Annotated in this window: 26 protein-coding genes; 5 read left to right on the forward strand and 21 right to left on the reverse strand. The window is 67.1% G+C overall.

Features of this window, described 5'->3' with window-relative positions; all coding sequences use genetic code 11:
- Positions 1 to 584: 584 nt before the first annotated feature.
- Entirely contained in the window at positions 585 to 1,220 is a 636-nt protein-coding gene (locus tag U5640_RS12045; RefSeq protein ID WP_340375804.1) for a hypothetical protein, read from the forward strand.
- A gap of 205 nt (positions 1,221 to 1,425) precedes the next feature.
- Here U5640_RS12045 and U5640_RS12050 read toward each other — a convergent pair whose 3' ends face one another.
- Positions 1,426 to 3,339: a helix-turn-helix domain-containing protein gene (locus tag U5640_RS12050; protein WP_340375805.1), complete on the reverse strand. Its 1,914-nt coding sequence runs from the start codon at positions 3,337 to 3,339 to the stop codon at positions 1,426 to 1,428.
- Between the two features lie 881 nt (positions 3,340 to 4,220).
- On the opposite strand from U5640_RS12050, the gene U5640_RS12055 reads away from it, so the two are divergent.
- The 3 genes from U5640_RS12055 to U5640_RS12065 all read left to right on the forward strand — a co-directional run bounded on the left by U5640_RS12055 (position 4,221) and on the right by U5640_RS12065 (position 6,881).
- Positions 4,221 to 4,619: a hypothetical protein gene (locus U5640_RS12055; RefSeq protein WP_340375806.1), complete on the forward strand. Its 399-nt coding sequence runs from the start codon at positions 4,221 to 4,223 to the stop codon at positions 4,617 to 4,619.
- Positions 4,620 to 5,384: a hypothetical protein gene (locus tag U5640_RS12060; protein WP_340375807.1), complete on the forward strand. Its 765-nt coding sequence runs from the start codon at positions 4,620 to 4,622 to the stop codon at positions 5,382 to 5,384. It abuts the gene before it with no gap.
- Between the two features lie 306 nt (positions 5,385 to 5,690).
- A complete protein-coding gene (locus U5640_RS12065; protein WP_340375808.1) occupies positions 5,691 to 6,881 on the forward strand; it encodes a cytochrome P450 in 1,191 nt (396 codons plus the stop codon).
- Between the two features lie 342 nt (positions 6,882 to 7,223).
- Here U5640_RS12065 and U5640_RS12070 read toward each other — a convergent pair whose 3' ends face one another.
- The 8 genes from U5640_RS12070 to U5640_RS12105 form a co-directional block, all read right to left on the reverse strand.
- A complete protein-coding gene (locus U5640_RS12070) occupies positions 7,224 to 7,403 on the reverse strand; it encodes a hypothetical protein (protein ID WP_340375809.1) in 180 nt (59 codons plus the stop codon).
- A gap of 439 nt (positions 7,404 to 7,842) precedes the next feature.
- Complete coding sequence (locus tag U5640_RS12075; RefSeq protein WP_340375810.1) at positions 7,843 to 8,649, reverse strand: hypothetical protein; 807 nt, start codon at positions 8,647 to 8,649, stop codon at positions 7,843 to 7,845.
- A gap of 159 nt (positions 8,650 to 8,808) precedes the next feature.
- Positions 8,809 to 9,039 carry a hypothetical protein gene (locus tag U5640_RS12080; RefSeq protein ID WP_340375811.1) on the reverse strand — a complete coding sequence of 77 codons (231 nt, stop codon included), beginning with the start codon at positions 9,037 to 9,039 and terminating at the stop codon, positions 8,809 to 8,811.
- A gap of 271 nt (positions 9,040 to 9,310) precedes the next feature.
- Positions 9,311 to 9,799 (reverse strand): hypothetical protein, encoded by a 489-nt coding sequence (locus U5640_RS12085; protein ID WP_340375812.1) that lies wholly within the window; start codon positions 9,797 to 9,799, stop codon positions 9,311 to 9,313.
- Positions 9,800 to 9,806: 7 nt separating this feature from the next.
- Positions 9,807 to 10,115, reverse strand: a complete 309-nt coding sequence (locus tag U5640_RS12090) for a hypothetical protein (RefSeq protein ID WP_340375813.1) — start codon at positions 10,113 to 10,115, stop codon at positions 9,807 to 9,809.
- A 25-nt stretch (positions 10,116 to 10,140) separates the two neighbouring features.
- Complete coding sequence (locus tag U5640_RS12095; RefSeq protein WP_340375814.1) at positions 10,141 to 12,789, reverse strand: hypothetical protein; 2,649 nt, start codon at positions 12,787 to 12,789, stop codon at positions 10,141 to 10,143.
- A gap of 31 nt (positions 12,790 to 12,820) precedes the next feature.
- Complete coding sequence (locus tag U5640_RS12100; protein ID WP_340375815.1) at positions 12,821 to 12,958, reverse strand: hypothetical protein; 138 nt, start codon at positions 12,956 to 12,958, stop codon at positions 12,821 to 12,823.
- On the reverse strand, positions 12,955 to 14,253 hold the full coding sequence (locus tag U5640_RS12105; protein WP_340375816.1) for a replication-associated recombination protein A: 1,299 nt from the start codon (positions 14,251 to 14,253) through the stop codon (positions 12,955 to 12,957). Before U5640_RS12105 ends, U5640_RS12100 begins: the two co-directional genes overlap by 4 nt.
- Before the next feature lie 776 nt (positions 14,254 to 15,029).
- Here U5640_RS12105 and U5640_RS12110 point away from each other — a divergent pair.
- Positions 15,030 to 15,983, forward strand: a complete 954-nt coding sequence (locus U5640_RS12110) for an IS481 family transposase (protein ID WP_340375817.1) — start codon at positions 15,030 to 15,032, stop codon at positions 15,981 to 15,983.
- A 21-nt stretch (positions 15,984 to 16,004) separates the two neighbouring features.
- Here the strand turns inward: U5640_RS12110 and U5640_RS12115 are convergent, their stop codons facing one another.
- The 12 genes from U5640_RS12115 to U5640_RS12170 form a co-directional block, all read right to left on the reverse strand.
- Positions 16,005 to 16,469 (reverse strand): hypothetical protein, encoded by a 465-nt coding sequence (locus U5640_RS12115; protein ID WP_340375818.1) that lies wholly within the window; start codon positions 16,467 to 16,469, stop codon positions 16,005 to 16,007.
- The gene (locus U5640_RS12120; RefSeq protein WP_340375819.1) at positions 16,466 to 16,708 is read right to left on the reverse strand and encodes a hypothetical protein; all 243 of its coding nucleotides are present in this window, start codon (positions 16,706 to 16,708) and stop codon (positions 16,466 to 16,468) included. The genes U5640_RS12115 and U5640_RS12120 overlap by 4 nt, the downstream gene beginning before the upstream one ends.
- A gap of 185 nt (positions 16,709 to 16,893) precedes the next feature.
- Positions 16,894 to 17,109 carry a hypothetical protein gene (locus U5640_RS12125; RefSeq protein WP_340375820.1) on the reverse strand — a complete coding sequence of 72 codons (216 nt, stop codon included), beginning with the start codon at positions 17,107 to 17,109 and terminating at the stop codon, positions 16,894 to 16,896.
- A complete protein-coding gene (locus tag U5640_RS12130) occupies positions 17,106 to 17,360 on the reverse strand; it encodes a hypothetical protein (protein ID WP_340375821.1) in 255 nt (84 codons plus the stop codon). The genes U5640_RS12125 and U5640_RS12130 overlap by 4 nt, the downstream gene beginning before the upstream one ends.
- Positions 17,357 to 17,758: a DUF2958 domain-containing protein gene (locus U5640_RS12135; RefSeq protein ID WP_340375822.1), complete on the reverse strand. Its 402-nt coding sequence runs from the start codon at positions 17,756 to 17,758 to the stop codon at positions 17,357 to 17,359. The genes U5640_RS12130 and U5640_RS12135 overlap by 4 nt, the downstream gene beginning before the upstream one ends.
- An 85-nt stretch (positions 17,759 to 17,843) precedes the next feature.
- Positions 17,844 to 18,137, reverse strand: a complete 294-nt coding sequence (locus tag U5640_RS12140) for a hypothetical protein (protein ID WP_340375823.1) — start codon at positions 18,135 to 18,137, stop codon at positions 17,844 to 17,846.
- Positions 18,138 to 18,776: 639 nt separating this feature from the next.
- The gene (locus U5640_RS12145) at positions 18,777 to 19,010 is read right to left on the reverse strand and encodes a hypothetical protein (protein WP_340375824.1); all 234 of its coding nucleotides are present in this window, start codon (positions 19,008 to 19,010) and stop codon (positions 18,777 to 18,779) included.
- A gap of 242 nt (positions 19,011 to 19,252) precedes the next feature.
- Entirely contained in the window at positions 19,253 to 19,750 is a 498-nt protein-coding gene (locus U5640_RS12150) for a hypothetical protein (RefSeq protein WP_340375825.1), read from the reverse strand.
- Positions 19,751 to 20,292: 542 nt separating this feature from the next.
- Positions 20,293 to 20,715 (reverse strand): recombinase family protein, encoded by a 423-nt coding sequence (locus U5640_RS12155; protein WP_340375826.1) that lies wholly within the window; start codon positions 20,713 to 20,715, stop codon positions 20,293 to 20,295.
- Complete coding sequence (locus U5640_RS12160; RefSeq protein ID WP_340375827.1) at positions 20,712 to 20,858, reverse strand: hypothetical protein; 147 nt, start codon at positions 20,856 to 20,858, stop codon at positions 20,712 to 20,714. Before U5640_RS12160 ends, U5640_RS12155 begins: the two co-directional genes overlap by 4 nt.
- A gap of 58 nt (positions 20,859 to 20,916) precedes the next feature.
- A complete protein-coding gene (locus tag U5640_RS12165) occupies positions 20,917 to 21,396 on the reverse strand; it encodes a hypothetical protein (RefSeq protein WP_340375828.1) in 480 nt (159 codons plus the stop codon).
- Positions 21,393 to 21,731: a hypothetical protein gene (locus tag U5640_RS12170; RefSeq protein WP_340375829.1), complete on the reverse strand. Its 339-nt coding sequence runs from the start codon at positions 21,729 to 21,731 to the stop codon at positions 21,393 to 21,395. Before U5640_RS12170 ends, U5640_RS12165 begins: the two co-directional genes overlap by 4 nt.
- Position 21,732: the final 1 nt, after the last annotated feature.

Here is a 21,732-nt window from a genome sequence, read left to right on the forward strand (position 1 = left end):
GGCTTGTGCCTCACTCGTCCGGTGGTGGGGCCGGGCTTGTATCGACAACGCTAGGCATATGCTGCGGGCGATGCCATTTCGCCGGTGCACAAACTGATCAATTACACCTGTTGGCATTGCACCAGTCGGCCGCGCGCCAGCGCGGAAGTGCACCTTCCTCATGACGGTCGTGTCGGGGGTGCACACATCCCGGTTCCCGGCATGACCCATCCGGCACTTGGCAAACTTTGCACCACATTCACAACACCACGCCTCGACCGGCCAGTTGGTCGGCAAAGCGCCATTTCACCGGTGGACCTTTGTGATCTTGGCAGGGTGAGTTTACCCCCTCTCGACGAGCCACTTTCCTCGTGTCCTCCTTGGGTCGGTGAGGGGTTTGTGGTACCCCCTCCGATGTGATCGAGCTTCCCGCCGAGCCGATGCTGGCGACACCCGTCGAGACGTTTACCCTCCCGTTGAATTGATTTGCCGAACCGAAGTGGGACGACGACTTCCGGGCCTTCGCAGCGCGGGCTGCTGATGGTTCCTCGGTGCTGCGCTCGCGCAGGGCGGTGAGCTGGCCGCGGCCTTTCCGGAGATCACCGATGCCATCGGCCGGCTGGACTGCTCCGTCGTCTTCGACGGAACTGGTCGTGTGGAAAGAGACCAGGCTCGCGTTCGAGCGGCTCACACAGCGGCTGCACCGACGGGGTGCCGCCGCACAACGTGCCGCGGCCGTCTGGCGGGCTCACTATGTTGCCTTCGACCTGCTCCATCTGGACGGCCGGAGCCTGCTCGAGCGCCCCTACGTCGAAAGGCGGTACGCGCTGGAGGACTTGTTCCGGCGGGAGGGTCCTCGGCGCCCTGGACGTTGTGCCCGTCAACCAATGATGCGGAGGTGGCCCGCGGGTGGCTGGCCTGGTCAGCAGCCGGCGTGGAGGGCTGTGTGTTCAAGGACGGCGGCGAAAGCTAACGGCCAGGGGCGCGCTCCTGGCGGAAGTTCCGCGTGCGCGACACCCTCGAGATGGTCGTCGGTGCGGTCACCGGAGCGCCGCACCGCCCCGGGATCCTGCTGCTCGGCCGGCACGACTCGGAGGGACGACTGCGATATCTGGGACGTACAAGCGCCTTGCCAGCCGCCCAGGCCCGGAGCGCGGGCGGCTTCCTACGCCCGGTGCAGACGGATCACCCGTGGGCCGGGCGGTCCTTCTCTGCCGGTTGGGGATCACAGCAGAAGCTGAAGGTGTCGCTGGTCGTTCCGGAGACGGTCGTGGAGGTCAGCGCGGACATCTCCCGGGACGCTCGAGGCCGTCTGCGCCACCCTGTTGGGTTCGTGCGAGTACGAGCGGACATGGCCGTCGCCGACGTGCCACCCTTCGAGGTCCGCAGGCCGGAGGGGACAGGGAGATGAAGACCGGGACCCGCGCCGGGCGCTGGCGGCGACGGTCAGCAGGCGACCACGGACAAGCCCGGACGATCTGAGCGCAGATCAGGCTGGCCCGTGACGACGTGCAACGAGAACTGGAGATCGCGTACGCCCGCGAGGGTGGCAAGATCGCGCTGCATGTGGTCCTCCACGGCGCGCAGGTGGGAACGCACCGTGACCTCGGAGAGACCGAGCGCGCGGGCTGCGGGCTCGACGTGTGTGTCGAAGGTGAGCCAGGCGAGCGCCGTGGACTGGAGGTCACGCCGGTCCGCCTGGACCGGTCTGACCAAGGTCTGTGCCCACGCGTGCACGTGGGGAGTTTCCAACAGCCGTGCCAAGGAGGGCGGTTCCGAACCGCTCAGAACCGGCGAAGCGGAAATCTCTCGTTGCGTGACCAGTTCCATGGCCAGGGCGACGGCGATGCGGTCGCTTATGGACGCGAAGTCCATGCGCAACAGTTCAGCGGCTCGTGAGGCGCGCCGCATGACCGTGTTGCGGTGCAGGCGCAGCCGGCGGGCGGCCACCGTGTAGGGGTAGGCGAGGGCGGCAGGAAGGGTCTCGCGCATGGACTCCCACTGCGTCTCGTCGCGCATCAGCGGGTGCAGCAGGCGGCGGGCCCAGTTTTGCGCTTCAGCCTGCGGCAGGAGACTGACGAGGTCGGAGCCGTGTACGGAGAGGGCCACGGAGTCCGGCTGGGAGGCGGCGAACCTCTGGGCGGTGATGGCCTCGTGAAGTGCGTCGGCGAGCAGAGTCATGGAGTAGACCCCGCTGCCGCCCAGTGACGAAGGGGGTCCCAGGGCGGCCACCAGCCGGGTGAGTTCGGCAGAGACCTCTGCCCCGGTGTCTTCGTCGGAGCGGATCGGATGCACGATCAGGATCCGCCGGTTGTCTCGCGGGTCAGGGACGACAATGGCCTGCTGGCCGACGGCTGCGCTGCAGCGGCGTGCAGCCAGGTCCCGGCGTGCCTGCTGGGTCTCCACAACGAAGACGCGTGCGGTTTCCGTTTCCAGAAGTCCGGGCGCCAGATTGGCCATGACGCGCCGCGCCTTTTCGACCTCGCCGTCCAGAAGAAGCTCGAACGCTGCGCTGCGCGCCGCGCGGGACGCGTCGGAGGCTGCCCGGTACTCGCGGTGCGCCTGGTCGACGAGGCCCAGCAGTTTTGCCGCATGCCGCAGCAACCGCAGGTCGGCCTCGTCGAATGGGGTTCTGCGGGCCACCGCGAGGACGGTGTCCGCGGCCGAGGCCGGGGCCAGCGAGATGAGCTGGGTGTGGGGTCCGGAAAGCGTCTCGGGGAGAATTCCGTCGACGGACTGCCGGATGATGGCTTGGGCCAGTTGCTCGGCGGCCGTGGCCGGTGAGGCGGCGAGGACGCGCTCCGGTTCGCTGACCAGGACCTGACAGTCGAGGGCCCGGGCGAGCCAGTCCGCTATGCGCTGCATGGCCCGCGTATCGGCCAGCTGGGCCGGCAGTTCCTGTACGAGCGAGCTGAGTTGGGCAGCACGGCGTTCGGCGAACATCAGGCGAGCCTGCTGGATCTCCTCATGCACCCCGTCCCAGGACTCGGTGGGCGCGGACGAGGTGAGCAGGGCGATGCCAAACCGGGCGGCCCGGTCCACGATGTCCGGGGGGAACGGCTGGCTTGCGCCGAGGGCAGCGCTCACGGCCAGACCTGCTCCGCCGTCCCGGCTCATCCGCTGGAGCAACAGCTCGAGCACCGTCGTGATGCGGCCGCGGAGACGGAAAGGCGATGTGCCGGTGATCAGGACGAGCGAGCCATCGGGCAGAGTCGACGGGACTCCGTCTTCCAGCAGTTGTTCCGGCGTCATCGTCACCACGCTGTTGATTTCCGTGGTCTGGGCACGCCGGGAACCGCTTTCCACGAATGTCAGTTCGAGTTCAGGCTTATCGGTGGGCAGTGAGCCCAGGGTCGGCATGACGTGCTCCTCGGGAGTTGGGACGAGGTCGTGTAGCGCCCCTGGCACCGGCTGGCCGGCATGGGCGCGCGGCGATCACGGCCTCATGGCTCCACTCCCGTCAACCCGCGCTGTCGACCGTGGAGTCGCACCCTGACGCACCCGTCCACCGAGAAGGGGAAGCCGGGGATGTAGCGCAGCCGTCCTCTTGAGGCGGTGCCGCGTCTGCGGTGCCGCCGTGCGGGCGAGGATCCCGGTCGGGAGTCCTCTTCCGGCGCGGAGCACGCATACCCGGCGAAGGACCACGCGGCGGCGAGGACGATCCGGCAGCCCTCCCCCGGCGGCCGCCCTTCTGGACCGAGAGCGGCGGCGGTCAAGAAGCGCACGCGGCATGGTCGGCACTCCGCCGCGCGCACCCTGGCCAGCGTGGTCACTGATGTTGGATGCCCGCTCCATCGTCAACTCTTCCCCCCTGCCGGTGCAGCGCCAACCTGCAAGCGCGAGCCGCAGTTCGGCAAACACCAACGTCGTATCCCCCGCCGTCGCGCCAACTCTTCGGGCCACTGGGGACCCAGCGCCCGGGAGATCATTCCCGCACTACGGACGTCATGGTCAGTAACCAATCCGCTTCACAGGGTTTCATTCTCCCTATCGCGATCCTGCCTTGCGCCCCCGATCATGTCAACTAAAGTACACAGCAACGAACCCAGCCCCGACTGAGCGAAAGATCGATACGTGGTGGTGTGCAGTCTTCAGCAGGACAGCTCCCGGGCCCTGTCCGGCAACTCCTGCCTGTGCTGAGGCGCAACCGCCGTCCACTGGCGGAGAGACTCAGCGCCCTGATGGCCTCCCGTCGGGATGCCAAGGGCCGCGCGTTCTCGTCGCGCACCTTGTCTGCTGCCGTGGACGCACTGCCCGGCGAGCATCCCTCGGTGTCCCACGCTGCCATCGCCAAGCTGGCCAAGGGGGCCCAGGACAACCCGACCGTGGGAACCATCCTGGCTCTGTGCGAAGCTCTGGGCGGTGTTCCACCCGCGCACCTTCTGCCGCACGACAGCTACGGCGATCTCAAGGCCCTGGAGGCCTTCGAGGATCCTCTGCTGCGCCGTGTACTGGCACTACTGAACGGCATTCCTCCTGACGAGGTGCAGAACGTCATCGCGGACTTGGAACGCCGCCGCGATGAACTCGGCCTGGAGCCGGTGCCGGACGAGACGGCCCAGACGCCGGGCAGGCGCCAACGGCGCCGGAGTATGGACGACGCCGCACGGTATGCGGCAGATTCACTGGAGGGGCTGTAAGTGGTCGACGGCATAGTCTTCGGGACGTGCACCGTAGCCGGATTGGTGGTCACGGTGCTCTGCACGCGGAGAGCCGTGGGCAATCCGCGGGTCTCTACCTGGGCGATCGCCCTCGCCTTCGGGGTGTGCACACTGGGCGTCCTGTGCGCCGTCCCCGCGGTGGCCGATGCGTTGCAGGACATCACGGGCGTGCACAACGTCGGCAAGCTGGTGGCTCACATTTGCGCGATCCTGTGGTGCGCCTTCCTCCAGATCACGATGGTGGACCTGGCCTACCGGCCCGAGTATCTGAAAGCCGCGATGTTCCAGCGCGGCTTCGCCGCCACGGTGGAACTGATGATCCTGGTACCGCTCTTCCTGGCCACGAACCGATCCGATGTCGAGTTCACAACCGAGTACGTCGACGACCCGAAGGTCGCCGCCTACCTGCTGATCTACCTCTCCTACGTCCTGGTCACCTGCGCTGAACTCGCATTCATGTGCGGCAGGACGGCACGCCGTAACTGGGGCATCAGACCGTGGAGTGGCGTCGGCTTTGCCTTGTCCTCCGTGTCGGCGGCCCTCGGCCTGGCGTACGCGTTCTCCAAGGGCTCGTACATCATCTTCTACACCCTCGACAATCCCTGGCCGCTGAAAGCCGAGGAGGTCGTGAGCCCCACGCTGAGCGGACTGGCGGTGCTGTTCCTCTTCGGCGGCCTGACGCTCCCCATGATCGGTGCTCTGCGTGAGCGCCTTCGCGACAAAAAGGCGCTGGCCGGAGACTAATTAGCAGTGAAGCCGAATGTGGACATCAACGGGGAAGGCCCTGCTGAGGCGTGGGCGCGGAACTTTGCTGACCTTGCAGGCGTCGAGTTCGTTCCCGTGGTCCGGGTACGTCCAGCCGACGAGCCCGGCATAAGCGTCGTGCGGTACCTCTTTGAACGGACGCACCGGTTAGACAAGAACGAGGGGCCTGTGACCCTGTCTGTGCACGCCGAGCATGCCAGGCATAGCGGCCCGGGGAGAGCTAATCGGGCGGCCGGGCCAGAGCCCGAGAACCGCTCATTCCGTCGGGCGTCCTAGGGTGGGCGCATGGATCTTGCCGACGATTTGACAACCCGCCCATACGACGTGTATCAGAGGCTGCGGACCACCTCTCCGGTATACCGCATCACGGGAACGGATGGGCAACCTGCCTGGCTCGTGACCCGGTTCGACGACGTTCGCGCAGGCCTTGCCGATCCGCTGCTGTCGCTGGACAAGACGCATGCGCGTGAGGGCAATTACCGAGGGCTGTCCCTGCCTCCGGCTCTGGACGCCAACCTCCTGAATATGGATCCTCCCGACCACACCCGTCTGCGTCGCCTCGTCGGGAAGGCCTTCACCCAGCGCCGGGTCGAGCAACTGCGCGCGCCGATCCGCGCCACCGCCGACCAACTCCTGGACGCTCTGGGCGCGGGCGGTACCACAGACCTGATCACCGCCTATGCGGCCCCGCTGCCGATTACCGTGATCTGCGATCTCCTCGGCGTCCCGGCAAGCCACCGCAGGGACTTCCGCTCCTGGACGACAGCGCTGATCGCCCCGGATCCGGCCCGCCCCCACGAAGCCAAGGAAGCCATCGTGGCCATGCTGGGCTTCTTCACAGAGCTCATGGCCCACAAGCGGCGCGAGCCGGCCGACGATCTCCTTTGCGACCTGATCGCCGTACGGGACACGGAGGGCGACCGGCTCACCGAGGACGAGCTGATGTCCTTGGCCTTCCTCATCCTCTTCGCCGGCTACGAGAACACCGTCCAGCTGATCGGCAACGCGATCCTGGCCCTGTTGCAGCATCCGGACCAGATGGCGCTGCTGAGGCAGGACCCGTCCCGGATTACTGCCGCCGTCGAGGAGTTCGCCCGATTCGAGGGCCCGGCCTTGCTTGCGATCCGGCGCTTCGCGATCGAGGACGTGACGATCGGCGGCGTCCGGATTCCGGCGGGCGAGACGGTACTGCTGTCCTTGTCCGCCGCCAACCGCGACCCGGACCGCTTCCCGGACCCGGACCGCCTGGACCTCGGCCGCGACGCCGTCGGCCACCTGGCGCTCGGCCACGGCATCCACTACTGCCTGGGCGCACCCCTGGCCCGAGCCGAGACCGAGATCGCTCTGGCCGCGCTCCTGGAGCGGTTCGCGGATCTCGAGCTCACCGGGAAGGAACCTCGGTGGCGGCCTTCGCTGCGCGCCCGCTCACTCCTCGAGCTGCCGGTGCGCTACGCAGGCACCCAGGCCTCGTCCTGACCAGGGCACTCGCCGAAGACGTCGCTGCCGTTCCCGGCGAGGGCAGGGCAGCTCGATGGCGTCCCTTCTCCTCATACCGGTGTCAGGACAGTGGTGCCAGCGTGATGCTGTCGGTGTAGCTCGGACAGCGGCAGTGGGTAAGCAACCCCGTTGCGGCGCTGCCTGAGCATCGAGACCGGCTTACCCAACAGGTCTCGTATGCCCTGTTCCTGGGCCTCAGCGAACGCGAGACGCTCCGGCTGGACTTTCAAGGTGAGCTTCCACTGCTTCTGCCCGGCCCGGACGCACAGCCCGCCGCATTTGTTGCGCGGCACGGCAGGCAAGGGGCGCGGCAACCGGGGGTCAGGGCTTGCGGTCGAGGTTCACCGTCATCGTCGGCGTCCACTTCTCGATGGGGCGGCGTACGGCCCTGCCCTCCCTGACAGCCTCCTGCGCCAGGCGGTTGGCCTCCTGCGCGTCCGGCGCGTCCACCTCGACCTCGGCACCGGCGTGAGCATGAAGAAAGACTTTGTACCGGGGCATGCGTTCCTCCAACTGGCCACAGACTGAGCGGGAGTACGGCGCGGCCACAATCGGCGCGACAGTGATCTGTAACGGCGCTGTGCAGCACGGGACTTACTGCTGCCCTGGCCGCCTGCCGCGCTGTGCCGCACCCAGAAAGCTACGGTCCTGCTCCCCCTGCTGGCAGAGCGGTGACCAGGAACAACACCGCCGCACCGCTGCGCGCTGGTGGCCGTGGCGGACCCGGCAGCCAGACCGTGGGAGTGTCGACGGTTCCGCGCGGCCTCGGCAACTCCGATCGATGTGCCCGGCCGGCTGGTCGGGCGGTGCCCAGGAGACGGCAGCACGTGGGGCCCGAACCCGGGTTGCCGGGTACGGGCCCCACCACGAACGCGTGGCTGCCGCTCAGCGGTCCCGGCTGCCGGGAGTGTCACCGGCGTCGGGGTGGGCTGGTGATCCGTTAGGCCGCCCACTTTCCGGACCGTTCGAACTCGCCGGTCGTGAGGTCCACGATCAGGTGGTCGCCGGGCTGCGGCGGGGTGTCGGAGGCGATGTCTGTCAGCAGGTCCCGGAACATGTCGTCCAGGTCGGCGTACAGCTCCTTCTCGTCACCGTCCTCGGTGAAGTCCTCGAACTCGTCCACCGACCCGTCCGCGTGGTGGAGGTAGACCCTCGACTCGTTCCAGAACACGCCGTTCTCCGCCGGGGAGTCGGTCACGAACTCGACCCGGGCGACAGGCTCGCCTGCGCTCGGGGGGATGTAGAACAGGGCGCGCAGCACGTCCGCGAACATGGACTCGCGGCGCCGGATGCTGGCGGCCGTGAGGGCGCTGGCGGCGGCCGTGAGCTGTTCCAGCGACCAGTCGGCGGTCGCCTGCTCAAGGGCAGCATGGTCGGCCAAGAACGAGGCACTGAGACGGCCCACGCACATGGGCCGGGCCGAGGTGGCGGCCAGGTGCGCCGCATCGCCGGTGGTGACGAAGCTGTCCGGAGCCAACTCGGTCGTGCTGCCGTGCTGCTCCTCGTACAGCTTGATCAGGGTCGAGCAGACCTTGCAGTCCGTTGCCGGGAATTCCTCCAGCTCCGAGTGGATGCGGCAGTTGCCAGCCGCGTCGACCGGCCAGCCATGGCGGTGCTCCAGCCAGTCGTTGTAGTCCATGCCGGTCAGCCCGACGAACTCGTACTGCTCAGCCGGCTGCTTCTCCCACTGCTCGCGCAGCCCGTCCATGAACGCCTGACGATTCACTGAGCTGGTGTCCTGAGACACATGTTCTCCTCTCGTTTACTTGCGGACACCACGTCCGCATGGAGCCCTGGCCGGGAGGCGAGTCCGGCTGTGGTCGGTGTGTGGTGGCCCGGCTTTGATGGAGGGGGATTTGGAGGCCCGGGGTGGGCCCGGGGGTGGGGACGTGGGGGCCCGGCGGGGTCAGTTCAGTACGCGGAACGTGCGCCAGTCGGCCCACTCGATCCAGGTCGGCCATTGCGGAACGGACCCGTCAAGGATGCGCGTGGCGCCGTTCTGCTGCTGGTAGTCAAGGAGTCGCACGCGTCGGGTGGCTGCGATGAGCACGGTCCGGGAGTCGACCATGACCGAATCGTCGACCTCGATCAGCTTTCCGATGTGCTCTGCCGACAGGTCGGCGAGAGTTGTGCCCATATCAGGTGCTGCTCCTTGGTGGCGGGTGGAGGGGTTTCTCGGTCAGTTCGGCGCGGGCAAGCTTGAGGGCCTGGATCTTGCCGTTGATCTTGTCGATGGCGTCCTGGACGGCTTCGGCCCGCTTGGTGTCGAGGAACTGGGCGTTGGCCTTCTCCCGCGCCGGGGTGGCCTTGTCGGCCTGGTAAGCCCGGTGACAAGGTCCTGGACCTTCTCGAAGGCAGCTGGGGCCTCATACCGTCGGAGCCTGAAGAAGTAGACCGGCTCCGACAGCTCACCTGTCGAGGCCAGCCGGCTCACGGGTGACCACGCACACCTTGTCGTAGCAGAGCGGGTCTCGGCTGCCGTCCTCGAAGACGAGCGCGTAGCCGGTCACCGGCGAGTTCGGCACTACAGCGGCGAGCCGCTTGAAGGAGAAGTTGTACATGTGCGCGGGCTGGAGGACGCCTCGGGCCTCGTCCACTCCGTGCGGGTCGTCGCGCCAGTACGCACGGCAGACCAGCTTGCCAATCAGTTCCCTGCTACGGCAGTACACCTCGTCAGAGGTGCTGATGTACTCGTACGCCCAGCCCTCGGCCGCCGCCTTCGCCTCGATCTCCGCGTGTCGCCTACGCACACGGTCGTAATGCCGGTTGTCGCTGCACCGCCGGCAGCAGCTCTCCCCGTTCTCCGGGTCGGTGAAGACACCCGGCTCCTGGAAGGAGAACAGCTCGTCCGGCTCGTGTCCGCAGCCAAGTATCCGGTGGTGGTTGATGAGTTCCATGCCGCTCCTAGAACGTGACCCGATTGCGGAGCATCTGCAGACCGTCGTTCGGGTCGACCGTCGACATCTGGTGGCTGTTCAGCAGCGGGGTTCGAATCGTCGTGCTGGACGTCGTGCCGACCGCGAACGCCTCGGGGTCGACGTTGCTTTCGCGCCGTACTCGGCGAACCGGTCCGCGCGGTCTTCCGCCTTCTCGTCCCGCTCGGCCTCCGCCTACGCGAAGCTGCGCCGCGCGGCGTTGTCGATTGACCCGGCATACCTTCAGGCCGAGTTCCGAGCGAAGGACGACGCCTTCCAGGGTGTGAAAGTCCGTCATGGGGTTCCGAACCCGTCCAGCTTCGTCACGGCGTACCCGGCGACCACGACCCCGTTACCCCGCTGCTCCCGTTGTGGGTGCAGGCGGGGCGGCTTTCGCCCCGGGGGAACTCGACGGCCGCACCGCACGAGCAGCACCCGCCCACCATGACCGGCGCGGTCGTCTCGGCCTTCGCGTCCTTGACGGGGTAAACGCGTCCGTCGGCGGACCGGTACAGCGTCCCCGCCACGATCAGCGGCGCCACACGGGCAGCGGGCACCCTACGGCCCGCGTGCCCGAACCCGTCACCGCGCTGCCACAGCAGACCCGCCCCGGCCCACTCGATCACCTCGGCATCCGTGCCCGGCTCGGCGGTCTGTACGAACTCACGCGACGCCCACAGCTCCGGCGACTCCTGCGCCTCCGGCTCCTCATCGGCGGCGAGCACGGCGAGCGCGGCCCTGCCTGCGTCCATGGCGGCCTGAAGGTCGAGCCGGTACACCCCGTACCGCTCATCCACCGACGTGCACAGCGCGTGCCAGGTGTCGGCCGTGGCGTCGGTGAGGTTGGCGGGGATCGCCGACAGCGTGTCGGCCGCCTCGCTCGTGATCGGCTTCTCCACGCCGTTCACGTTGTACGTACGCGACACGTGCCGCTCATCGTCGTTCGAGCCCTCATCGAGGCGGACCGAAGTAGCGCCGGGCCGGTACCGGGTAATGACGTGCCCGATGTACGCGGCCGACAGCACCGCCACCGCGTTCTCGTCCAGGCCCTCACGCCCCAACGCGTCGATCACGGCGAGTTCGTCATCAGTGGGCGTCGCGGCCTTCAGTGCCGCGCGCTCTTCCTCGGCCTTGCGCAGCGCTGCCGCCTCCGCCTCCGCCTTGGCCTCCGCATCGGCGGCGGCCTGCGCGGCCTTGACCTCACCGGGCCAGGTGTCCCCGGCGGAAAGCCAACGATAGGGGCCATCTTTCACGGCCGTGTGCTTGGTGTCCTTCTCCGGCTCGGTCACTGCGCCGATGCGCACGGCCTGAGACCACAGGCGGAACGCGGCCTCACCCTCATCGGTGAGACCGAACGCGCGCACGCCGGGGGCGACGGCGTACACCTTCACGAACCCGGCCAGCCACAGGCCCGGCACCCGCTGCTTGTTGATCTTCGCGGAAACGTCAGCCCTGTCGGGGGAGACGTCAAAGGCGGTGAACCCGTCGGCGGTCTCGCGCACCTTGCCCTCACGCATCCATCCGAGGGCGCGCCACTGGTCCCGGCTGAAGTTCAGCGACTGGGCGGCGTCGATGTCGTCGGGGGTCATGGTGTCGGCGTCCTGTGCGGCGTGCCGGTCCAGGTGGAGGCGGACGGCGTCGTCGGCCTCATCGCGGGAGGTGTACACGTACGCGGCGGAGACGTCGGCCACCGGGTCGCCGTACTTGTTGAGGGCCATGGAAACGGGGCCGTGCCGGTCGCACTCGGCTACCCACTTGGTCTCGCGGACGTCCAACGCGACCGCCCGCGCGGGGGTCGGCGTGTTGTAGGCGTCGCCGGAGGCGGGGACGTCGGCGGCCTCGTCCGCGTCGCTGCCCTCGGCGCTCTCGCCGGCTGCCTCCTCGGGGGTAGCGACGGCATCGGCGGCCCGCTCGGAGTCGGCGGGGAGACCGGGAACGGGCTTGCCGTCGGCGTGCGCCCTGACAATGTCGCGGATGTCGTCGGTGGACGGCTCGTTGTTGATCACGGACGGGTGGGCGATGCGCTCACCGACGGGGGAGACCACGATCCACGGCCACTCGCGGCCGTCCTCCTGCACGATCGTATACACCTGCCCGCGCGTGGTCGCGTGCCACAGAAATCCCGTGATCCGCTTCACCGTGATTCGCCGCTTACCCGCCATGTCCGTGTGTCCATCCGTGTCGTTGTCGTGGTCCTGCTGTGTCCTGCTGTCGCTGTCGCCCGGAGGAAGGGCGGGGAAGTCCTCGATGCCCCGCGCTGCCAGTTCCCGGCACTCCCCGCACCGCCAGTCCAGCGGCCACACCCCCCGGCAGCACCGGCGCGGGGCGGTGCGCTCGGCCTCCCGTGCTGCCTCGCGACGGGCCTCCCGGCGGTCCCGGATCCGCGCCCGCCGCATCAGGGCCTCGATGCGCTTGCGGGTCTTCTCCGCCTCGACGGCCGCCCGCTCCGCGCCCTTGCGGGTGACGGCCAGGCGGCGGCGTTCCTCACCGCCCCCGGGGAGCACCGGCAAGGCGTGCGAGTCCTGGCCAGCGTGGCTGTCCCACTGGCGGGCGCGGCGGGCCTTGCGAACCGACGCCATGACGTCGGCCTCATCGCGCAGCACGCCTGGCCCGGCAGCCTCGGCGAGCCTGAGCGCCTCGTGTCCGTCCTCCGTCGCCACGACCAGGCCCGAGGCGTGACGCGCGAGGTATCCGCAGCGGGCGAGTAGCCGCACCCGCTCACCCTTGACCCGCCGCCCTGTACGGCCGTCCGCGTCGACCGCGCGGAACCCGGAACCGTCGGCTTTCAGGCCACCGGCGACAGCCAGCCGCACCGTGTCCACGAACGTGGCGCACCAGCCGAGAGCGGCCATGGTCCGCGCGGCGTCGCTATCCGGGCCCTGTGAGCCGGCCGCGACCTGGGGGCCAGCGACCAGCGCCGGCCGAGGTCGGGGGGCCGCCCCGAAGAGGGCGGCCGTCGTCTTGCTGCTCATCAGGCCCTCCACCCAACGCGAGCGGAGATCGTCAAGCGACGCCGGAACGGATCCACCGACAGCAGCACCTCAGCCGGGGGCGCCGGGGCAGGGGCGCCCGGGTCGCGTCGTACTGGACGGTGAGGTCGTCCTCGGTGACGAGGGGCGGGTCAACAGTGGTGTAGGTCATGGTCTGTTCTCCTGGGTCGCGGTGAGGCTACGGATAGCGCTCAGCCGTTGGCTGATGGTTTGTTCGAAGCCGTTGGATGTCGGCAGGTAGTACTGCGTGCCGAGCGCTCGGTCGGGTAGGTACTGCTGGGTGACGACGCCGTGCTCGAAGTCGTGCGGGTACAGATATCCCTGGCCGTGGCCGAGGGCCTTGGATCCCGGGTAGTGCGCATCGCGCAGATGCACCGGGACCTCCCCGGTGCGGCCACGCCGCACATCTGCGAGCGCCTGGTCGATACCACGGACGATGGCCGGCGACTTGGGAGCCGTGGCGATCGCAACCGTCGCCTGGGCAAGGTTGATCCGGGCTTCCGGCATGCCGATCAGCTGAACCGCCTGCGCGGCGGCCACTGCGATGGAGAGCACCGACGGATCAGCCATGCCGACGTCCTCGCTGGCGTGCACGATCAGCCGGCGAGCGATGAACCGCGGGTCCTCCCCCGCCTCGAGCATCCGGGCCAGCCAGTGCAGGGCAGCGTCGGGATCCGAGCCGCGAAGCGACTTGATGAACGCCGAGATGACGTCGTAGTGCTGGTCGCGGTCGCAGCGCTGGAGTGCTGCGCCGGTAACGAGCTCGATGGTCCGGGCGGTGACCTCCGTCTCGCCAGCAGCCATCGCTGTGGCGGCAGCCGTCTCAAGGCGGCTGAGCGCCTGGCGCACGTCGCCGGCGGACAGGTTCGCGATCAGTTCGAGCACCGAAGACTCTGCGCTGACGTGGCCATCGAGGTCAGGGTCCTCATTGAGCGCGCGGGCGAGGAGCTTCACGATGTCGGCGGTGCTGATCGGCTTGAGCACCATGAGGATCGAACGCGACACCAGCGCAGCGTTCACGCTGAAGATCGGGTTCTCGGTCGTCGCGCCGATCAGCGAGATGACGCCGTCCTCCACGGCAGGCAGGAGCACATCCTGCTGAGCCTTGGAGAAGCGGTGGATCTCGTCGATGAACACGAGCGTCCGGGTGCCGTCGACGTCGAGCTCCTTCTGGGCCGCGGCAAGCACCTTGCGCACCTCGGCGACGCCCGCCGACGTGGCAGAGAGCTCGACGAAGCGGCGGCTCGTCTGGTGCGCGACGACGCTGGCGATGGTGGTCTTGCCGCATCCTGGCGGGCCGTACAGGAGCACTGAGGTCGCGCCGCGGCCGGACACGAGCAGTTCGAGCGGCGAGCCGGGGAAGACGAGGTGCGCCTGTCCGACGATCTGGTCGAGCGACGTCGGCCGCATGCGGGCGGCCAGGGGCTGATGGGTGGTGGTTGGCACTGCTCAGCCCTCTTTCTCGGGGTTTTCGCGTTTCTTCCGGGCACGCCGCTCGGCGACTCATTCGGGGGGTGTACTCGGGGCAGTTTTGGCTGCCGTTCTGCTGGAAGAATCGGCCGGACTTGATGTGGCCCCAGGCGCGTAGGGAGGCGAATCCGGGCATAGAGAAACCCCGCCGAAAGGGGAATTTCGACGGTGTTTCACAAGGTCCGCGCCTGGCGTCTCCGGGAGTTGATCAGACTCCCTCTCGCTTCGGCCGTCCTCACTCGGGACCGGATTCACCTGGTGCCGAGCTGCCCTGCTCGCCCAGGATGGGCGCCTCCAGCGACGCTTCGTACGCTCCGTATGCGGCATCGCCAGCATGCGTCCAGCCCCAGCCGGTCGACGACTTCGCGCAGGCCGTGGCGGTAGCGGAAGTGGAATACAGCGCTGCCGTCGGAGAAATCGCATGTCCAGGGAAGCGGCAGGTCGCTGATGCTGCCGTCCACGATGCGAACGAAGCCGAGCCTGTCAGCATCCACCGGCATACGCGGATAGCCAGTCATCATCGCCCCCGATCCTCAGCACCTCGATCACGGTGTGCTCGCCTGTGGCGGCTTCATCGACGATGTCCGACTGGTGCTCGTTGCAGGCCGCGGGATGCTCCTCCCGGAGTCCTAGTTGTTCTGTCTCGGGAGGTTGTGGACGGGTGAGCCAGGTCTCGGCTGAGGGATCTTGAACAGGTGAGGGCCTTCCGGTTCGGTGTGGATTGCGACGTCTACACCAATAGAAAGGCCCTCGTGCCCCACCGTAATGCACCCCTGACCGAGACCGGCCGTCTGCGTCTGGCCCGCTGCGTGGTCGAGGACGGCTGGACCCTGCGCAGGGCCGCCGAACGCTTCCAGGTCTCGCCGACCACGGCCCAGCGATGGGCGGGCCGCTACCGCGGGCTCGGCGCGGCAGGCATGAGCGACCGCTCGTCCCAACCGCACCACAGCCCGAGCCGGACCCCGACCCGCACCGAGCGGCGGATCATCAAGGTCCGTGTCCTGCGCCGCTGGGGACCGGCGCGCATCGCCTACCTGCTGCGCTTGAACCCCTCCACCGTGCACCGGGTCCTGGCCCGCTACAAGCTGGCCCGTCTCGCTCATCTCGACCGCGCCACCGGACGGGTGATCCGCCGCTACGAACGGTCCGCGCCGGGCGAGTTGGTGCACGTGGACATCAAGAAGCTCGGCAACATCCCCGACGGCGGCGGCCACAAGACCCTGGGCCGCCAGGCCGGCCGCAAGACCCGCTCCGGCGTGGGCTACAGCTACCTGCACAATGCCGTCGACGATCACTCCCGCCTCGCCTACAGCGAGATCCACGCAGACGAGAAGAAGGAAACCGCAACCGCCTTCTGGGGCCGGGCCCAGACGTTCTTCACCCAGGCCGGGATCACCGTCCAGCGGGTGCTGACCGACAACGGCTCCTGCTACCGCTCACGCGACTGGCGCGATGCCCTTGCCACAGCCGGGATCACCCACAAACGAACCCGCCCCTACCGGCCGCAAACGAACGGCAAGGTCGAGCGCTTCAACCGCACCCTCCTCGACGAGTGGGCCTACGCCCGCCCCTACCGCACAGAGGCCGAACGACGCGACGCGTTCCCCGGCTGGCTGCACACCTACAATCACCACCGCGGACACACCGCACTCAAGGGCCAACCACCTTCCAGCCGCGTCCCCAACCTCACGGGTCAGTACACCTAGTGCGCCCTGCCTGCGGACGTATCAGACCGAAGGATCCTGCAACGCCTCCACTGACCACGTCAGCAGGTAGGCCCGGAACGTCAGCCCCTCAGCCCGGGTGCTGGGTTCCTCGTTCGCCCATGCGGCCCGCTGGATTGCCTCCTGGGGTTCCGGGAACGTCCAGTACCCATCGAACCGCTTGGCGTCCGGGAACGGGGCGTTGGGCTTGCTCCACACGTTGTGACGTCCCTCGGTGCTCCAGGCGAACACCCAGTCCTCCCCCGGGGGCGGGCGTGTTTTCTCGTCAGCCAGCATGCTCGCGCGTTCCACGCAGTAGAGAGTCGGCCCCATGCGGCTGGCCTCTTGACGCTCCGCGTCTTCCCGGGCGGTGTGGACGTGTCCCGCGAGCCATGCGCCGTCATCGGCCTCCCGCAAGCTCACCAGCCCCCAAGCCAGTTCGGGTGAGGGCGCCCACACGTAGTGGATCAGCGTCTCCAGCGCGCTCATGCCATCACCTTGATCCCCGACAGCGGGCACTCCTTGCCCCGGACGAAGTGCCGCTCGATCTTGCCGCCAATGATGCTCACGATCTCTTCGCAGTCGACCGACGGGCACCGCACAGCCATCGGTGCGCCCTGGTCGTCGACGAGGGGGGCTTCTTCGGCAAAGCCCAGGGCCTCCTGCTCGCCGATCTGACGCGCGGAAGCGACAAAGGTGATGGCGCCCGTTTCCTCCTGCTCTTTCATGCAGGAGGAGCAGACGGCGCGCCGGCGGGACCGCTTCATGGCCTCTGAAGTAGGTACCCTGGGCGCGCCCGTTGCCGGGTCGATATTCGGCGGCAGACCTGTCTCAGGATCTATGAGGAGACTCTTCGCGGTGTGGCGCTCCAACTGGTGCAGCAATATGGGGTTACCACAGCACGGGCATTGCATTAGGTAGTACATGTCTTGATCCGCCGCATCTCGACGACAGCGTCATCGTTTCCGGAAAAGAGATCTTCGGCGACGTCGGCCAGGTTTTCTTTGCACGCCGCCGCAGGACTGGTGTCCCAGTCGCCCGTAGTGCCCTGCTGGCGCACGAACCAGACGGAAGGATCTGGGCAGTTGCCGATAGGGCTGACGCCATGGCAGTAGATGTGTTCGCTCACGACTTCATCTCCCCCACGAGCTGGGCGGTCGATCCGTCGCGGTAGACGGCCTCCCAGGAAAGTGACTCGCGATCGTACTCAACCCAGAACTGTTCGTCATTCTCATGATCGCGATCGCAGTTGGAGCCGAGCACATGTCCTATGCCCGGGGTATGGAGGATCGTCGGATTCTCGCCGGCTTTATCGAGCTCGTTGAGCACCGCGGCGAGCAGATTCCAGAGTGGCGCTGAACGTTCGGCCATCACTGTCACCCCCTCAGCTTCGATATCAGCGTCGACTCGAAGACCAGATTACGCTCGACCGGCAGCTTCAGCGGGGGCGCGAGGACGTCGTCAAGCCCCTCCAGGCCGATATAGCCCCACTCGGGATGACCCTGGCTGAGGTCCTGGAAGCCGTATGCCCGGTGCGACGGCGGATCCATTTCCGTGAGGTACCAGTCGCAGCCGCCGATGAGGTAGTGGACGTAGACCACCATGGCTTCGCCCCTGCCCTCTTGAGCGCCGATCGGGGGCGGGATGCTGCCCTTGATGTTCGGGTAGAACGCATGACTCTTGCCCCATGCGCGTCCGGGAATGGTGGCGTCGCAGCCATCTTGCGAGAAGTGTTCGACAGTTGATCGCCGGTTTTCGCGTCGACGGTCGACGGGCATGATTCCTCCTTGGTTCATGGTCTTGTGTAGTTCAGTAGTGCCGTAGCCCGGAGTCGAACCGGGCCGAGAAGCATCTAGGGCTGCTCTACTTGAGCCACGACAAGCCGTACAGAACGCGCAGAGTCGGCCGGTTCACATTGGTGTACATGCTGGGCATATCGAGTTTCACCCAGTAATGCTCCTGAAGGACTGCAGCGCAGAACTCCAGCCCCTTACGCTGTGCATCCTGATCATCATCCGGGTCGAACGTGTGCCAGATGATCCACGTCTCGCCTTCGCGATGCTCCGCATGCCAGACCTCGAAACCAGCTCGCTGCTCCTTCCAGGAATACTCCGGGATACCTGCACGCTTCAGGTGGGTGCGAAGGTTCTGCCGCATGCTCTTGAGGGTCTGAACCTCTACTGCAATAATCGGCATTCCTGTTTTCCCTTTCCAATCGAGTAAGGGACTAGCTGACCTCACCTATGTAGTGGGTGGAGTAGCGACCTCCGTAAGGAACGACATCCAGAGCAATGCGGCGAGCCGCAGCCATAACGGAATCCTTACTTTCTCCCCAAACGGTGTGCCGCAGCTCCTCAGGAAGTTTCACGTCGCAGTCAACGACAACGTCTGTGTCCTCGGACTTTTCCGCGCACCGCTTGTGTGCGTGATCTGCGGTTACCGTGACCTCGTGGACGCCTTCTGCTTCCGGGGTCCACTGAATGTAGGCCCAATGCACTTCGCGCCCTCCAGGGCTTGTATCAGCAGCCGTAAAGCTCTATGTCGTCGCCAGTGTTCTGGTTCGTAATCCAGACATCACCATTGCTGACGGTCCAGACGTCGCCGAAGGCCCACATGCGTACCCGGTCAATGCGGGACTCGGGCGTCCTGTGGTCGTCGAGGAATGCGGCGAATATGTCGAGCCAGTCACCCTGCGAGCAGTCGCAGGGTGACTGGATGGCGACCGCGTACTTCTTCTCGGGGTGGAAGATGGCGAGCCAACGACGCGCCCTGCCTCATCGGCTCCCGGGGTTGCGGTCAACCTTCCTTGGGGTGTTCGTAGATGGGCTGAACGGTGTCCAGGTCGACGACCTGGCCCACGCGAAGGGTGTTCAGCCCGCGGAGCATCGCGATCTCCTGCTTGCGCTCTGCGATACCCGCGGGGCTCAGCGGCCGGCCGTCCTGCCTGACGTTGCCCTCTTCGAGCATCTGCTCAAGCGTGTTCTTCCACTCGTTGACCTGGTACTGCGTGATCTTCTGCGTGCGGGCCATGGGTCAGTCCCTCCTTGAAGGACGTGATGTGGGTTGGATGTCGAGCTGCACGACCTCGTCCAGCGCGAGCACGTCGTCGATGACACGGGAATTTCTTCTTCAGATGGCCGGCGGTTACTGGATCTCCCCCCGGACCCTGAAGGCACGCCTGAACTCGGGAGAGTCCTCTTCTTCTGCGTGGTCCAAAGCGTCGAGGTACTCCTCCGGCTCACCGCTGGGACATCTTGCGGGGGTCCGTCGAGTCAGCTATCGGAGTTTTCCTCGGCGGCGCGGCTCTTGCGGGCCGAGCGTCGGCGGATGCTGGCGGCGAGGCGGTCGTACTCTCGACGTGCCTCGCTCGCCCTGACACGGTGGTGCTCCGCCTGGCGGTTGTGCTCTCCGATCATCTTCCCGAGCCGGATCAGCTCCCGATGGGCAAGGTGCGCCTTTTCGCTCCAGTACATCTCGCGTACGGCGGCGGTGAGTTGAGACTCCTGCATCATCAGCCACTCGCCGGGGATCCAGGCCATCACGTAGGGCTGCGTCCTGCGGTCAAGCTGGAGCATGATCTTGCCGTCGCCCGTCATGGGCGGTCGAGCGAACGCAACGCTTGGTGAGCCGAGGAACGGCCTGAGTATCTGAGGCACCGTCTCCGCGGGAAACTTCGCGAGCACGCGCGAGATGAGTCCGGCGATCTCCTGGAGGTCGGCGTACATCTGGATCGTGGCGTCGACGATCTCTGTGGTCTTGTGCTTCGTCACTGCTGGTCCTTGAAGATCGGGTCCTGCTCGGGGAACCGGGACAGGACCGCCTCGCCTTGATTGGCCTCCCCCTCATGACGTAGAGGAAGGCGCTGCCCTTGACGCAGAGGATGGAGGCGCTCTGTTCCTTCGTATCTATGGCCAGACCCGTCGTCAGGGCGCGCTCGTGTGAGGCCGTCAGGGGTCTGGTTGGAGGGCGATGCGTGTCCCGGCCGGTGCATTGACGGGTCTCATCGGTGTCTTGCTCGGGGTTTCGGCGATCAGCGTCGTTGTCGCGTCCGGCCGGTGGCCGCAAAACGTCTCCTCAGGGGGCACCGCCGGAACCCGGGGATGCCCATGCCGAGACGCCGACGTATCAACGGGGAACAGGCCGATGCACGAACACGCGGCCTGTTCCGGTGTCGATCCCGCACCCGGGTCGGCTATGCCGACCCAGCCCCCCGAGGCCAGCGCCCTGTCAACGGCCATGTCGTTCCCCGTAGGCGGCGCAGGAGTTCGCCCCACTGCACAGTCAGCGCCCGTAGGGCGCGAAGCCGAGGGGGTTACTCTTGCGACTTGCGGACCGTTTCCTCCAGGCGGGCCCGCTCCTTCTCGTAGTCATCGAAGAGACCCAGCATCGTCAGCCTGAAGTCGCCGGTCGCGGAGGTCAGGTCGAGGTCATCCAACTCGACCGTGAACACCTGAACACCGTGCTTCCTGGCGATCTCCGTCAGCGCTTTCAACTTGGCCGCCTGCCGGCTGTACCGATCGCTCTTCGTGGCCACTACCGCCTCTACCTTGCCAGCGGCGACGTCGTTCATCAGGTCAAGGAACATGTCGTCCTGCCCGACCGACTTGTAGGTCTCCGTGACCTCCATGCCGTGCCGCTGTGCCCACTCCGCGCAGTCCTTCTCCTGAGCTTCCAACGCTGCGGGATTCTCCTTGGCGACCCGGCTGTAGACCGCCACGCGCTTCGTCTCGCTCACCCGTCCGCCTGCCCATCTTCCATGGCGATGAGAACATCAGCCAGGCCAGCCTCGGTGAGGGGCTTCTTGACCTCCACCGGCTCACCATCCGGGTCGTCGTACGACAGCGTCACGACCGGGATCCAGGCTCCACGGCCTTCCATGCTCTGTCCTCTCTTTGAATCGAAAGCCTGCCACATTGGTGTGACAATCGTGGCGCGCTCAGGCCGGCACGAATCCGACGCTCAACCGCCACCACTCGCCACCGCCCGGAGTGATCCGCCGGCTGATGTCCTCCGGCAGGACTGAGGTCATTTCCGGAAGGAACCACACCGCCAGCGTCCCGCCCGTCGCAAGGGTCAGGGCCGCCCACCGACGGACACCTTCCGCGAGCGGCAGAGCAATATGGGCAACACCATCATCGGCAAGAAATGTGACGGTCACCCGTCCATCCCGCTCGATCGTCCACCGGGCCTGTGACTCCGCCGCCCGTGCCGTCTCTCCGCTCGGGGCGAAGTGGTGGCGTTCGAGGAAGGCGTCGATCTCCTCCCGAGAATCCTCAGCTGTACCGATGAGGGCCAGCGCTGGCTCCAGCGTGCCGTCCTTCTGTGGCGCTCCAGTCGGAACCGCGGCCGTGGCCGGCACACCGTTGATCGAGACCGTCGAGACCAGCCGAAGCGGCTTCTTGCGTCGGCTGCTCACTCGCCAACCTCGTCCTTCTTGCGCACGCAGTCTGCGTGGGCCTTGGAGACCCGCGCCTTCCACTCCTTCCACGCCTCGTACGTGGGCAGCGTCTTCGGGATGCCCTCGCCGATCAACGTGTTCGAGAAGTCCCCCAGAACGATCTCCGGCACGCCGCTGCTGAGCCAGCCGTAGTGGCGGTCGCCCCGGATGGTCGTCCTCGTCGGCGAGTCGTCCTCCAGCACCTGGCGGATGAATCGGGGGTCGGGGGTGAAGCGCCAGGAGTGCTCCACCATGACCCGGGTCGTGAACAGCTCGTCCTCGGTCAGCCGGAGGCCCGGCTTCCGGTCGTGCATA

It is taken from the genome of Streptomyces sp. SS7, assembly GCF_037993025.1.
Taxonomy (GTDB): domain Bacteria; phylum Actinomycetota; class Actinomycetes; order Streptomycetales; family Streptomycetaceae; genus Streptomyces.